General features: G+C 64.2%; 9 protein-coding genes and 1 pseudogene. 4 read left to right on the forward strand and 6 right to left on the reverse strand.

The genetic code is table 11. The annotated features are described in order from the left end of the window. Positions 1-72: 72 nt before the first annotated feature. The 3 genes and pseudogenes from NLM32_RS04100 to NLM32_RS04110 all read right to left on the reverse strand — a co-directional run bounded on the left by NLM32_RS04100 (position 73) and on the right by NLM32_RS04110 (position 3,295). Positions 73-612 (reverse strand): annotated as a pseudogene (locus NLM32_RS04100) (HPr kinase/phosphorylase). Beyond that, complete coding sequence (locus NLM32_RS04105) at positions 609-2,399, reverse strand: sensor histidine kinase (protein WP_254127998.1); 1,791 nt, start codon at positions 2,397-2,399, stop codon at positions 609-611. The pseudogene NLM32_RS04100 and the gene NLM32_RS04105 overlap by 4 nt, the downstream one beginning before the upstream one ends. Positions 2,400-2,593: 194 nt before the next feature. Next, positions 2,594-3,295, reverse strand: a complete 702-nt coding sequence (locus NLM32_RS04110) for a response regulator transcription factor (protein ID WP_027535781.1) — start codon at positions 3,293-3,295, stop codon at positions 2,594-2,596. 240 nt (positions 3,296-3,535) lie between these two features. On the opposite strand from NLM32_RS04110, the gene NLM32_RS04115 reads away from it, so the two are divergent. The 3 genes from NLM32_RS04115 (at position 3,536) to NLM32_RS04125 (ending at position 8,834) form a co-directional block, all read left to right on the forward strand. Beyond that, positions 3,536-4,279 carry a HugZ family protein gene (locus NLM32_RS04115; RefSeq protein ID WP_254135205.1) on the forward strand — a complete coding sequence of 248 codons (744 nt, stop codon included), beginning with the start codon at positions 3,536-3,538 and terminating at the stop codon, positions 4,277-4,279. 69 nt (positions 4,280-4,348) lie between these two features. Continuing rightward, positions 4,349-6,940 carry a tetratricopeptide repeat protein gene (locus NLM32_RS04120; protein WP_254127999.1) on the forward strand — a complete coding sequence of 864 codons (2,592 nt, stop codon included), beginning with the start codon at positions 4,349-4,351 and terminating at the stop codon, positions 6,938-6,940. A 277-nt stretch (positions 6,941-7,217) separates the two neighbouring features. Beyond that, on the forward strand, positions 7,218-8,834 hold the full coding sequence (locus NLM32_RS04125; RefSeq protein WP_254128000.1) for a phosphoenolpyruvate carboxykinase: 1,617 nt from the start codon (positions 7,218-7,220) through the stop codon (positions 8,832-8,834). 241 nt (positions 8,835-9,075) lie between these two features. On the opposite strand, the gene NLM32_RS04130 is transcribed toward NLM32_RS04125, so the two are convergent. The 3 genes from NLM32_RS04130 to NLM32_RS04140 form a co-directional block, all read right to left on the reverse strand. Then, a complete protein-coding gene (locus NLM32_RS04130) occupies positions 9,076-9,891 on the reverse strand; it encodes an acyl-CoA thioesterase II (protein WP_254128001.1) in 816 nt (271 codons plus the stop codon). Positions 9,892-9,895: 4 nt separating this feature from the next. After that, entirely contained in the window at positions 9,896-10,267 is a 372-nt protein-coding gene (locus tag NLM32_RS04135) for a hypothetical protein (protein WP_254128002.1), read from the reverse strand. 70 nt (positions 10,268-10,337) lie between these two features. Continuing rightward, positions 10,338-12,863 carry a glycogen/starch/alpha-glucan phosphorylase gene (locus NLM32_RS04140; RefSeq protein WP_254128003.1) on the reverse strand — a complete coding sequence of 842 codons (2,526 nt, stop codon included), beginning with the start codon at positions 12,861-12,863 and terminating at the stop codon, positions 10,338-10,340. A 207-nt stretch (positions 12,864-13,070) separates the two neighbouring features. Between NLM32_RS04140 and NLM32_RS04145 the strand changes: the two genes are divergently transcribed. Further along, positions 13,071-13,298, forward strand: a complete 228-nt coding sequence (locus tag NLM32_RS04145) for a hypothetical protein (RefSeq protein WP_254128004.1) — start codon at positions 13,071-13,073, stop codon at positions 13,296-13,298. Positions 13,299-13,339: the final 41 nt, after the last annotated feature.

Here is a 13,339-nt window from a genome sequence, read left to right on the forward strand (position 1 = left end):
AGCCCCCGCGCAAGGGGGGATGTTGCGTATCTCCCTGAATCTAGACGGATGGATAAGGGGAGCTGCGCCGGTCTATTCGGTCGCGAGTGTGCGTTTCATATGGTTACCATTTCCCTTCAAACAATCGCCGCAAGGGTTAGGTGGAGGTTAACTCTTGGTAGTGGTCAAGGCTGCGACAACCAAGGGGAGGGGCGAATAGCCGCGCCCGACCGGGATTCGCGGTATTTCGACACCAAAAATGGTGGTTTTCAGCGATTCCGGCGCCGGCAGCCTTTCAGCGTCGTCGGCGTCCAGATCGACCACGAGGCCGACCGTCGCATGCTCCACGAAGTCGCAGCGGCGGATTCCCAGTCCCCGAATCTCGATCAGGCCGGCCAGGAGGGGGGCGGGACGGACCGCAATTTCATCGCTGACTGTCGCCAGATGGACACGGTCGTCGCCGACCAGGATGGCGCTTTCGACCACGCCTGAGCGTCCCGCCATGATCAAATCGAAGGCAAGGCGCGACTTGCCGGCGCCCGAGGGCCCGCGGATCAGCACTGCCCGGGAGCCGACCTTGACTGCGGAGGCGTGAACGCTTCGCTCGCCTTCGTCCAGGCTGCCTTGGCTCATAGCGCCGGCAGCCTCACCACGAAGCGCGCGCCGGCAACCGTCGGCGCCCCGTCCTCGTCAGCGGGGCCGGCGCGATTCTCCGCCCAGATGCGCCCGCCATGGGCGTCGACAATCTGCTTGGAGATCGACAGGCCGAGGCCGGAGTTCTGGCCAAAGCCCTGGTGCGGCCGGTCGGTGTAGAAGCGCTCGAAGATGCGCTCCAGCGCGTCGTCGCGGATGCCGGGACCGTCGTCGTCGACCACGATCTCGATCTCGCCGCGCACGCGCCGGCAGGTCAGGCGCACCTTGCTGCCGGCCTCCGAGAACGACTGCGCGTTGGAGAGCAGGTTGGAGACCACCTGCCCGAGCCGCGAATCATGACCCGTGACCGCGAACGTGTCAGTCGGGCTGCGGCCCTCGAAGCGTGCCTCGACTGCGACGTCGTGGCCGAGCTTGGTTTCATTGGCGACCGCAACCAGCGTGCCGAGGAGCCGCTTGAGATCGACCGGGACCGCATCCTGCCGCTGCAATTCGGCATCGAGCCGGCTTGCATCGGAGATATCGGAGATCAGGCGGTCGAGCCGCTTGACGTCGTGCTCGATCACCTCGAGCAGGCGGGCGCGGCTGTTCTCGTTGCGCGCCAGCGGCATCGTCTCGACCGCAGAGCGCAGCGAGGTCAGCGGGTTCTTCAGCTCGTGGGCGACGTCGGCGGCGAACATCTCGATCGCCTCGATACGCTTGTAGAGCGCGCTGGTCATGTCGCGCAGCGCGCCGGAGAGATGGCCGATCTCGTCGCGGCGGCGGGTGAAATCGGGAATCTCGACGCGGGTCTTGATGCGACGGCGGACCCGCTCGGCGCTGTCGGCGAGCCGGCGCACGGGACCCGCGATCGTGCTCGCGAGCAGCAGCGACAGCATGATCATGACCGCGGCGGCGACACCGCCGACCTTCAGGATCGCCAAGCGCTCGGCCGTGACCATCTGATCGATTTCGTCGCCCTGGGTCGACAGCATCAGCGCGCCGTGGATCGCGCGCGCGCGCTGCACGGGGACCGCGACCGAGACGATCACCTCGCCGCGCGCATTGACCCGCACCATCGAGCGCTTCTGGCCCTGGAGCGCATCGGCGACTTCAACATAGCCGTTGCCGTTCTCGCGCCCGAGTTCGCGGTAGAGCGGCAGGTCGCCGCGGTTCAGCCAGGTGCGGGTCGCGACCATGGCGCGCTCGACCAGCCCGGGTTTCTCGGACGGTGGCGGCAGCGGAAAGGCCCTGAGAACGTCGAGGTCACGGCTGTCGAGCAACACCGAGCCGTTGGGATCGAAGATCCGCGCGCGGGTCTTGGTCGGCGAGATCAGCGTGCGCAACACCGGCGCCACGCGCTCGGGATTGATCGGAAAATCCAGCGAATCGTCGGGCCCGCCATAGCTCTCGCCCAGTTTCAGGTCGAGCAGCCGTTCGGGGTCGACGGTGATCGCGTTGGTTTGCACCGTCGCCGAGGCGCCGATCGCGCCGGCGATGATTTCGGCCTGCACCAGCAGGCTCTGCGCGCGCGCGTCGATCAGGCCGGCGCGGAATTGCGACAGATAGAGGATGCTCGCGACCAGGGCGACGAGACCCGCCAGATTGAGCGAGACGATGCGGCGGGTGAGGCTCGAGAACGACAGCGCGAAGAAGAACTGGCCGGCGCGCTTGAGCCAGTTCAGCGGTCCCCAGCCGCGCGTAGCCGGCTTGTCCTCATGCTCCGAGGCGCCGTGGGCGGTAACGTCCTCGGCGTTCGAACTCGGATCAGGCTGCGTTCGGTCAAGCAATGCTTACGCCCACGTTAGGACAGCTCGTGTGACGGTCCCCGCATCCTAGAGCATGATCCGGAAAAGTGTGCAGCGGTTTTCCGAAAGATCATGCTCAAACAATAAACTGAAGCGCGATTGCGCTTCAGAGCATGCCCGGTTCCGATGGAATCAGAACCGGCGCAGCCCTCATCTGTCGTGAAGGCGCGTGCGCCTCAGGCTTCCTTGAAGCGGTAGCCGACGCCGTACAGCGTCTCGATCATTTCGAAATCGTTGTCGACCACCTTGAACTTCTTGCGCAGCCGCTTGATGTGGCTGTCGATGGTGCGGTCGTCGACATAGACCTGGTCGTCATAGGCGGCGTCCATCAGCGCATTGCGGCTCTTGACCACGCCGGGCCGTGTCGCCAGCGCCTGCAGGATCAGGAATTCGGTGACCGTCAGCGTCACCGGCTCGTTCTTCCAGGTGCAGGTATGGCGTTCCGGGTCCATGCGCAGCAGGCCGCGGTCGAGCGCCTTGGCGTCGTTCTCCTTCGGCGCGACGGTCGGATCCTTCGGCGCCGAGCGGCGCAGCACTGCCTTGACACGCTCGACCAGCAGGCGCTGCGAGAACGGTTTGCGGATGAAATCGTCGGCGCCCATCTTGAGGCCGAACAGCTCGTCGATCTCCTCGTCCTTGGAGGTCAGGAAGATCACCGGCAGGTCGGACTTCTGCCTGAGACGGCGCAGCGTCTCCATGCCGTCCATGCGCGGCATCTTGATATCGAGGATGGCGAGATCAGGCTGGGTCGTGCGGAAACCGTCGAGCGCGGAGGCGCCGTCGGTGTAGGTCATGATGCGATAGCCTTCGGCTTCCAGCGCGATCGAGACGGATGTGAGAATGTTGCGGTCGTCGTCGACCAAAGCGATTGTGGGCATGAGCCTCTGCTTTCTGCTTTCCGTTTGGGTCGTGGCTTAAAACGGCGAGCAATCCAGTGATGCGCCGCATACATGGGTGCCGAATTGGCATTCGAACCTTGTCACCGAGCAATGCAAGCTGGGCTGAAGTGTGACCAAGTTCCACGAAACACGGCAGATTCGCCGCGTTTCGACCCATAACCAGACCCTCGTTTACCCGAAAAAAGGCCTGCCTTGCAACCACCTGAGCCGAGAAAGCCCATGCAACCGACCCCTGATTTCGCTCCCCAAACGCTCGCCAAATCGCTGCTCAGGCGGTCGCGACAGGGAGCGCTCGCGACGCTCATGCCCGGCAGCGGCGATCCCTATTGTTCCCTGGTCAATCTGGCCAGCCATCCCGACGGCTCGCCGATCCTGCTGATCTCCCGATTGGCGGTTCATACCAAGAACATCCTCGCAGACAGCCGGGTCTCCCTGATGCTGGACGAGCGCGCCGCGGGCGATCCGCTGGAAGGCGCCCGGATCATGCTGTCCGGCCGGGCCGAACAGGCCGAGGACGAGAAGGATATGCTGCAGCGGCGGTATCTCAATGCTCATCCTTCAGCGGAGGCCTTTGTTTCATTTAAGGATTTTTCGTTCTTCCGGATCCGCCCGACCGGAACCCATCTGGTCGCGGGCTTTGGCCGAATCGTCGATCTCAAGCCGGAACAGTTCCTCACGGACCTCGCCGGCACCGAGGACCTGCTGGCGGCCGAGGAGGGGGCGGTCGAGCACATGAATGCCGACCATCGCGAGGCCATGGGCCTTTACGCCACCCAACTGCTCGGCGCGGCCGCAGCCGACTGGCGCTGCACCGGATGCGACCCCGAAGGCCTCGACATGCAGGACGGCCAGACTGCGCTGAGGCTGGATTTTCCGGAGCGGGTCACGAATGGCACGGCACTGCGCAAGATGCTGGTCCGCCTCGCCGGCGAGGCGCGCGCGAAGGCCGGCCAGGCGCAATGATTTGAACGCTGCTGCCCATCGCTGCGACCCAAGACCGTAATGGTCGCAAGGCGCGCAGCGAGAGGGTTCATGACACGCCGTCGTTTGATGCTCGCGGGCTTGGCGCTCGCGATCGCTGCGTCGCTGGCCACGCCCGGCCTTGCGCAGAAGGGCAATCTCGCGACGGAGAGCGCCAGGATCAACGGGCTGACCAAGGCCGGCAGATATTCGGAGGCGCTTCCCCTGGCGCAGGCGATGGTCGCGAGCCTGGAGAAGAGCGACAACGGTCGCGAACTTGCCGCCGCCTTGAACAATCTCGGTCAGGTCTATGCCGGTCAGGGCCGGGACGACCTCGCCGAGCCGCTCTACAAGCGTTCGATCGCGTTGATGGAGAAGTCGCTGGGGCTCGACAACGCGCTGGTCGCGGCCGAGCTGACCAATCTCGCCGCGTTGTATCAGCGGCAGGGCCGCTTCGCCGAGGCCGAGCCGCTGTTCAAGCGGGCGCTGGCCGTCCGGGAGAAGAGCCTGTCACGCGAGCATCCCGATGTCGGCCAGGCCCTCAACAATCTGGCCACGCTCTATGTCAGGCAGCAGCGTCAGGCCGAAGCCGAGCCGCTGTTTCAGCGCGCGCTCGCGATCTACCAGAAAGCCGCCGGGCCCGAGCATCCTGCGGTCGCCACGGTCCTGAACAACATCGGCCAGGTCGATCGCGATCTCGGCCGCGACGCCGATGCCGAAGCGCCGATCAAGCGCTCGCTCGCGATCCGCGAAAAAGCGCTGGGACCGGATCATCCCGACGTCGCACGTTCCCTCAATAATCTCGCCGGCCTCTACGAACATCAGCATCGCTATGCCGATGCCGAGCCGCTGTATCGCCGCGCGCTCGCCATCCGCGAGCGTGCGCTGGGGCCGGATCATCCCGACGTCGCGACATCCACCGGCAATCTCGCTTATTTCCTCTTTGTGTCCGGGCGAATTGCGGACGCGTTGCCGCTCGCGGAAAAAACGCTTGCGAACGATCGCGCGCAGCTGCGCGTGGTGCTGCCGATCCTGTTTGCGGCGCGCCAGCAATCGCTGCTGCCGCAAGACAAGGCGCTGGACGAGGCGCTCGCTGCGATCCAGCGCGGCACGCAATCCTCCGCCGCATCGGCCGTGAACAAGCTCGCGGTGCGGCTCGCCGCCGGCAGCGACCGTCTCGCCGAGCTGGTGCGTAAGGACCAGGATCTCGGCGCCGAATCTGAATCGCTCGACAAGGCGATCATCGCGGCCGTGTCGAAGCCGTCGGCGCAGCGCGACGTCGCTTCCGAGCAGCGCAGCCGCGCCCGGATCGCAGGCATCGCAAGCGAGCGTGCCGGCTTGCAGAAGACGCTTGCCATCGAATTCCCAGACTACGCCTCGCTCTCCAACCCGGTGCCGCTGACGGTCAAGGACGTCCAGCCGCTGCTGTCGACCGATGAGGCGATGGTGCTTTATTCCGTCGTCGACAACCGCAGCTACGTCATTGCCATCACGCGCGAGGGCGCCGACTGGAAGGAAATTCCGCTTGGCGCGGACGCGCTGGCGCAGAAGGTCACGGCTTTCCGCCGCGGCCTCGATGTCGGCAAGGCGCGCGATGGCTCCGGCAAATCGGGCTTGTTCGACCTCGCCCTCGCCAATGAACTCTATGTCACGCTGCTCGGCCCGGTCGAGGCGCTGACCAGGGACAAGCGCAGCCTGCTCTCGGTGCCGTCGGGCGCGCTCACTGCGTTACCGTTTCATTTGCTCGTCACGGAGACACCGCAATCTGCGATCCCGGAGACGCTCGAGGGCTATCGCAGCGCTGCCTGGCTGCTGCGGCGTCAGGCTGTCTCGGTGCTGCCATCGGTGGTCAGCCTGAAATCGCTGCGTGCTTTTGCGCGCAAGGACGAGGGCGTCAAACCGATGACCGGCTTTGGCGATCCCGTGTTCAATCCCGCCGAGGGCGGCCCCGCCGATCGTCGCGCAGCGAGCGGCAAGGTTGCCGCGCGCAGCATCGCGACCATCGCTTACACCGACTTCTGGCGCGGTGCAGGCGTCGATCGCGCGCGACTTGCGCAGGCGCTGCCGCAACTGCCCGATACTGCAGACGAGCTGAATGCCGTGGCGAAAGATGTCGGTGCGACTGACGCCGACATTCATCTCGGTCGCGATGCCAGCGAAGCGACGCTCAAGCGTGCACCGCTTGCTCAATACAGCATCATCTACTTTGCGACCCACGGCCTCGTCGCCGGCGACGTCAAGGGTGTGGGCGAGCCGTCGCTTGCGCTCTCGATTCCCGACCAGCCCTCGGAGCTCGATGATGGCCTGCTCACGGCGAGCGAAGTCGCCCAGCTCAAGCTCAATGCCGATTGGGTCGTGCTGTCGGCCTGCAACACGATTGCCGGCGACAAGCCCGGCGCCGAGGCCCTGTCGGGATTGGCGCGCGCCTTCTTCTATGCAGGTGCGCGCGCACTGCTGGTTTCGCATTGGGCAGTCGATTCGGAGGCTGCTACCCGCTTGACCACTTCGACTTTCGATCTGCTCAAAAACGAACCAACAATCGGCAGAGCCGAAGCTCTGCGTCGCGCGATGTTAACGTACGTTGATGACGCCTCGTCGCCCCGCAATGCCTACCCCGCGATGTGGGGGCCATTCGCACTGATCGGCGAAGGTGCGGTACGATAGACCCGCGCGTTTGTGCGTCGCAAAACTCCGATCAACGCTGAAACACGCATTTGGTTGCGCGATCATTCGTGATTTTTGCGTTGGCTCGCTCAGAGCTGTCATGCGCGACGTTTGGCGCGGTCCTTGAATAAACCAAATCCTGCGGGATCAGCTTGGCAACGTCAGCGTTCATCAGTATTAGGTCATCCAACCGAGGCCGATGGCCTGTAATTCACGGTGACTGCGACGGCGCCAACTTAGGTCGCGCTATGTGTCGCGGGTTCTAGGAGGGTTTTTCGTGCAAGAGACGGGCGTGCGCAACGGTGCTTTCGGTGCCGACAAATTCGGCTTAAAGAATCTCAAGCAGGTTCACTGGAACCTGGGCGCACCGCAGCTCTATCAATACTCGCTCTCCGCGGGCGAGGCGGTGCTGTCCGCTGACGGTTCGCTCTGCGCCGACACCGGCGAGTTCACGGGCCGCAGCCCGAAGGACAAGTTCACGGTGCGTGACGCCACCACCGACAAGAAGATGTGGTGGGCCGGCAACCAGTCGATCACCGCGGAGCAGTTCGAGACGCTCTATCAGGATTTCCTCAAGCACGCCGAAGGCAAGAGCCTGTTCGCGCAAGACCTCTACGGCGGCGCCGATCCGGCCTACCGGATCAAGACCCGCGTCTTCACCGAGCTCGCCTGGCACTCGCTGTTCATCCGCACGCTTCTCATCCGCCCCGAGGCGGTCGAGCTGTCGAGCTTCACACCCGAGCTCACCATCATCGACATGCCGAGCTTCCGCGCCGATCCGAAGCGCCATGGCTGCAAGTCGGAGAACGTCGTCGCGATCGACTTCGCCCGCAAGATCGTGCTGATCGGCGGCTCCTACTATGCCGGCGAAATGAAGAAGTCGGTCTTCACCACGCTGAACTATTATCTGCCCGAGCGCGGCGTGATGCCGATGCATTGCTCGGCCAATGTCGGCGCCAATGGCGATTCTGCGATCTTCTTCGGTTTGTCCGGCACCGGCAAGACCACGCTGTCGGCCGATCCCAACCGCACGCTGATCGGTGACGACGAGCACGGCTGGGGCCCGAACGGCATCTTCAATTTCGAGGGCGGCTGCTACGCCAAGTGCATCAAGCTCTCGCAGGAAGCCGAGCCCCAGATCTACGCGGCGTCGACCCGCTTCGGCGCGGTGCTCGAGAACTGCGTCCTCGACGAGGACACCCGCATCGTCGATTTCGACGACGGCTCCAAGACCGAGAATACCCGCTCGGCCTATCCGCTCGACTTCATCCCGAACGCCTCGCGCACCGGCCGCGCGCCGCAGCCGAAGAACGTGGTGATGCTCGCGGCCGACGCCTTCGGCGTGCTGCCGCCGATCGCAAAGCTGTCGCCGGCGCAGGCGATGTACCACTTCCTCTCCGGCTACACCGCCAAGGTCGCCGGCACCGAGCGCGGCCTCGGCAACGAGCCGCAGCCGGAATTCTCGACCTGCTTCGGCTCACCCTTCCTGCCGCTCGACCCCAGCGTCTACGGCAACATGCTGCGTGACCTGATCGCCCAGCACAATGTCGACTGCTGGCTGGTCAATACCGGCTGGACCGGCGGCAAGTACGGCACGGGTTCGCGCATGCCGATCAAGGTGACGCGCGCGCTGCTGACCGCAGCCCTCGACGGCTCGCTCCGCAACGTCGAATTCCGCACCGACAAATATTTCGGCTTTGCGGTCCCGACCGCGCTGCCGGGCGTGCCGAGCGAGATCCTCAACCCGGTCAACACCTGGAAGGACAAGGACGAGTTCGACAAGACCGCCCGCGCGCTGGTCGGCATGTTCCAGAAGAACTTTGCCAAGTTCGAAGCCCAGGTGGACGCCGAAGTGCGCGCCGCTGCGCCGGACGTGAAGCTCGCGGCGGAGTAATCTTCGCTTCGTTGGAATGCGAAAGGGCGGCCGCGAGGCCGCCCTTTTTGTTTGTGCGGGACATGCGCGCGCGCCACACAATCAGTGTCGTCCCGGCGAAAGCCGGGACCCATACCGCGTGATCTATCGATAGCGTGCGGTGCAAGTACCGGCGAAGAAGAGGTGTCACTGCGCGTCTTCGTCAAACTACGCCCTGTGGTTATGGGTCCCGGCTTTCGCCGGGACGACAGCGGAGCAAGATCTACGCCTTGAAATACGCAATCTGCGTCGTCGTCGCGAGCAACCGCCCGGTCGGCGACCACAACTCGGCGTTCTGGTCGGCGTAGCTCTTGTGCATGATCTTCGAATCGGCCGTCGCGAGCACGCGCGTGATGTCTTCTGCGGCGAGCTCCTCCACGTCGGTGTGGAAATACGTCGTCAGCGACACCGTGCCGAACGGCACCAGCTCGCGCCTTGCGTGAAAGATGCGGCCGAAGAAGGCGTCCGACATCGACATCAGCGACGGCATGTCGAGCTTGCGCGGCTCGCGATCGCTGATCCAGAGCTTTGAGTAAGTGCCGGCGAGCTCGGGTTGCGGCGGGCCGAGCCGCATTTCGCCCTCGACGAAACGGAATTCATACTGGTTGGCCCAGGACGCCTTGATCTTCGGGAACGGCAGCGTCTGTTCGAACGGCTTGGTATCCGGATATTGCGCCACCCGGTGCTCCCAGGACGGCCGGCGCTCGGCGAACACGGCGGTCGCGAGCGTCGCGACCTCGCCGCCGCCCTGCGACAGTTCGACGCTCCAGTGCTGGCTGGAGCGGTTGGCCTTCACCAGCCGGATGTCGAGATCGAACGGGCCCTTGGCGATCGGCGCGCAGTAATTGACGGTCAGCGCCAGCGGATCACCGGAGCGTTCTGGATGCTCGATCAGCGCACGCAGGATGGTCGCGGCGGTGACGCCGCCGAACGGTCCGACGAACGCCCAGTAGTCGTCGCTGGTGTGCCCCTGCCAGTGCGAGTCACCGGCGGTGATGCGGGTGGCGTCGTCGAAGGGGTGCGGGAGCTTGGCGTGCATTGAATTAGACCTTCACAGCACTTCCGTCCCAAAGACGAAATTCCATCGTCTCATCATCGGGACCATATTTTTGCGAACCCGAAAGATCGTCGGCAGGATCGTCTGTGACCCAGACATCCGCAACTGAGCCGCTTATGCGCTTCATGGCGATGATGCTTTTGCCGCTCGTTAGATCGGCAACGAAGTCGTCGATGGCAATTTCCTCATCCTTGCCAGAAAGACTGGCAAGGATGCTGCCGTGCGTGTGCCAGGGGAAGCCGTCGAAACCCAGCGTCCAGTCCCCGTCGGGACATATGACAAGTAATCGAAGCTGCCCATCCGGGCTCGTATACTCGCCGCCAACGGGCACGACCGACTCCGGCTTGAGAAAGCTCAAGCCGTCATATGACGGCTATCCTGCCAAAGCAATAACCCCGCAGGTAACGCCGATTTCACGCTGCGGAAAATCAGCTCGCCGCGTCGCGCAGGGTCTCTGCCATCTGGAACGGCGGCGTGATCGGATTGACCGGCACGTTCCAGATTTCCTCGGCGTATTCGCGGATGGTGCGGTCGGACGAGAACCACGCCATGCGCGCGACGTTGAGGATGGAGGCGCGGGTCCAGGCCGGCGCCACTTGCCAGCGTGCGTCGACGCTGCGCTGCGCCTCGTAATAGGAATCGAAGTCGGCGCTGACCATGTAGTGGTCGAGATAGCGCAGCGCATGCGCGATGGATTCGAAGCGGCCGGGATCGCCGGGCGAGAATTCGCCGGCGCCGATCGCGTTGATGGCGCGCTGGAGCTTTGGCGAATTGCGGATCACGTCGGAAGCGTCCAGCCCCTGCTTGCGCCGGATCATGACGTCGCCGGCTTCCATGCCGAAGATCGCGATGTTCTCGATGCCGACCTGATCGCGGATCTCGATATTGGCGCCGTCGAGCGTGCCGATGGTGATGGCGCCGTTCAGCGCCAGCTTCATGTTGCCGGTGCCGGAGGCTTCCATGCCGGCGGTCGAGATCTGCTCGGACAGGTCGGCCGCAGGAATGATCACTTCGGCAAGGCTGACATTGTAGTCGGGCAGGAAGACGACCTTCAGCTTGCCGCCGATGGCGGGATCGTTGTTGACGACCTCGGCAACGTCGTTGATCAGCTTGATGATCAGCTTGGCGTAGCGGTAGCTCGCGGCCGCCTTGCCCGCAAAGATCTTCACCCGCGGCACCCAATTGCCGTTGGGGTCGTCCTTGATCGACTGATACAGCGCAACCGTCTCGATGACGTTGAGCAGCTGGCGCTTGTATTCGTGGATGCGCTTGATCTGCACGTCGAACAATGCGGTCGGATCGACCTTGATACCGAGCCGCTCGCCGATCAGGCGTGCCAGCGCGGTCTTGTTGTGAAGCTTGACGGCTCGGAATTTCTTCTGGAATTCGACGTCGCTGGCGCGCGCCTCGATCAGCGAGAGCTGGGTCGGGTCGTCGAGCACGGCTTCGCCGCACGTCTCGCGCAGCAGGTCGGTGAGCTTCGGATTCGCCAGCATCAGCCAGCGGCGGAAGGTGATGCCGTTGGTCTTGTTGGTGATGCGGCCGGGATAGAGATGGTTGAGATCGTGGAACACGGTCTCGCGCATCAGATCCGAATGCATCGCCGAGACGCCGTTGATGCGGTGCGAGCCGACGAAGGCGAGCTGGCCCATGCGGACGCGGCGGCCGCTCTTCTCGTCGATCAGCGAGACGGAGGCGCGGAAGTCGATGTCGCCGGGGGCGCGCGCTTCGGCCAGGGCGAGATGCTGGACGTTGATGCGGTAGATGATCTCGAGATGGCGCGGCAAGAGCTTCTCGAACAGCTCGACCGGCCACGTCTCCAGCGCTTCCGGCAGCAGCGTGTGATTGGTGTAGGACAGCGTCGCGACCGTGATCTTCCAGGCCTCGTCCCAGCGGAAATTGTGGAGGTCGACGAGGATGCGCATCAGCTCGGTGACGGCGAGGCTCGGATGCGTGTCGTTGAGCTGCACCGCGACCTTGGACGACAGGCTGCGCAGCTGGCCGTCGGAGGCGAGATGCCGCTTGATGAGATCCTGCAGCGAGGCCGAGACGAAGAAATATTCCTGGCGCAGCCGCAGCTCGCGGCCCGCCGGGCTTTCGTCGTTCGGATAGAGGAATTTGCAGATCGCTTCGGCGCGCGACTGCTCGGCGCTGGCGCTGACATAGTCGCCCTTGTTGAAGGCGTCGAGCTTCAACGGATCGGGCGAGCGCGCCGACCACAGCCGCAATGCGTTGACGTGCTGGCCGCGCCAGCCGACGATCGGCGTGTCGTAGGCGATCGCCTGCACCGTCTCGCCCGCGTGCCAGATCGCGCGGTCGCGGCCCTTGTCGTCGACATGCTCGACGCCGCCGCCGAAATTCACGTCGTAGATCACTTCGGGCCGCTGCAATTCCCAGGGATTGCCGAAGCCGAGCCATTCGTCCGGATATTCCTGCTGCCAGCCCTGATTGATGATCTGGCGGAACAGGCCGTAATCGTAGCGGATGCCGTAGCCGATTGCCGGGATCGACAGTGTCGCCATGCTCTCCATGAAGCAGGCCGCGAGACGGCCGAGACCACCATTGCCGAGCGCGGCATCCGGCTCGCATTTGCGCAGCTCAGGCAGCGACACGCCGAGATCGCCGAGCGCGACCTCGAAGATCTTCAACAGGCCCATGTTGTTGAGCGCATCGGTGAAGAGGCGGCCGATCAGGAATTCGAGCGAGAGATAATAGACGCGCTTGCGCCCTGCGTCATAGCTGCGCTTCTCGGCCGTGAGCCAGCGATGCACGATGCGGTCGCGCAGCGCCAGCGCCGCGGCCTGGTACCAGTCGTGCTTGGTCGCCATGCCCGCGTCCTTGCCGATGGCAAGGCGCAGCTTCGCCAGGATCGCGCCCTTGATCTCCGACAACGCGAGTTCGTCGATGGGCTGACCCGGGGCGGGGAAATTTGGCTGGAACGATTGATCTTGCAAGGCCGTCACTTCCTGGTCGCGAGAACACCACTGAACCCTACGCGTCTTGCCCCTGCACCGAAACCATCGCTGGCGCGGCCGTGCACTGCGCTGGCGTAAAATTATGCAAGGAACGGGCCGGTTTGGGAACCCGGACGAGCACGGAGGAACGCCGATTTGGTGCTAGATTGACCACAGATTCAGCCATCACTGTGGAGGAGACGCCCCATGAGACTGCTGATCGAAATCGCTGCCGCAGCGCTCCTTGTCATCTGCATCGCCACCTCGAGCGCCGCCTTCGCCGCCGGCCAGCGCAGCGCCGACGGCCTGAGCTGCGGCTTTACCGTCCCGCAAAACGCAACTCCCGCCGCCCGCTGCGCCGCCATCAAGCGCCAATGCGGCGGCAAGTTTTATGCGAGTGCGTGCGGGGATCGGTTGATATCGGCGGCGAATTGAGTAGGGCGAAACTGCATCCACATCGTCGTCCTGGCGAAAGC

Origin of the sequence: Bradyrhizobium sp. CCGUVB14, from assembly GCF_024199935.1 — a bacterium.
Classification (GTDB): Bacteria; Pseudomonadota; Alphaproteobacteria; order Rhizobiales; family Xanthobacteraceae; genus Bradyrhizobium.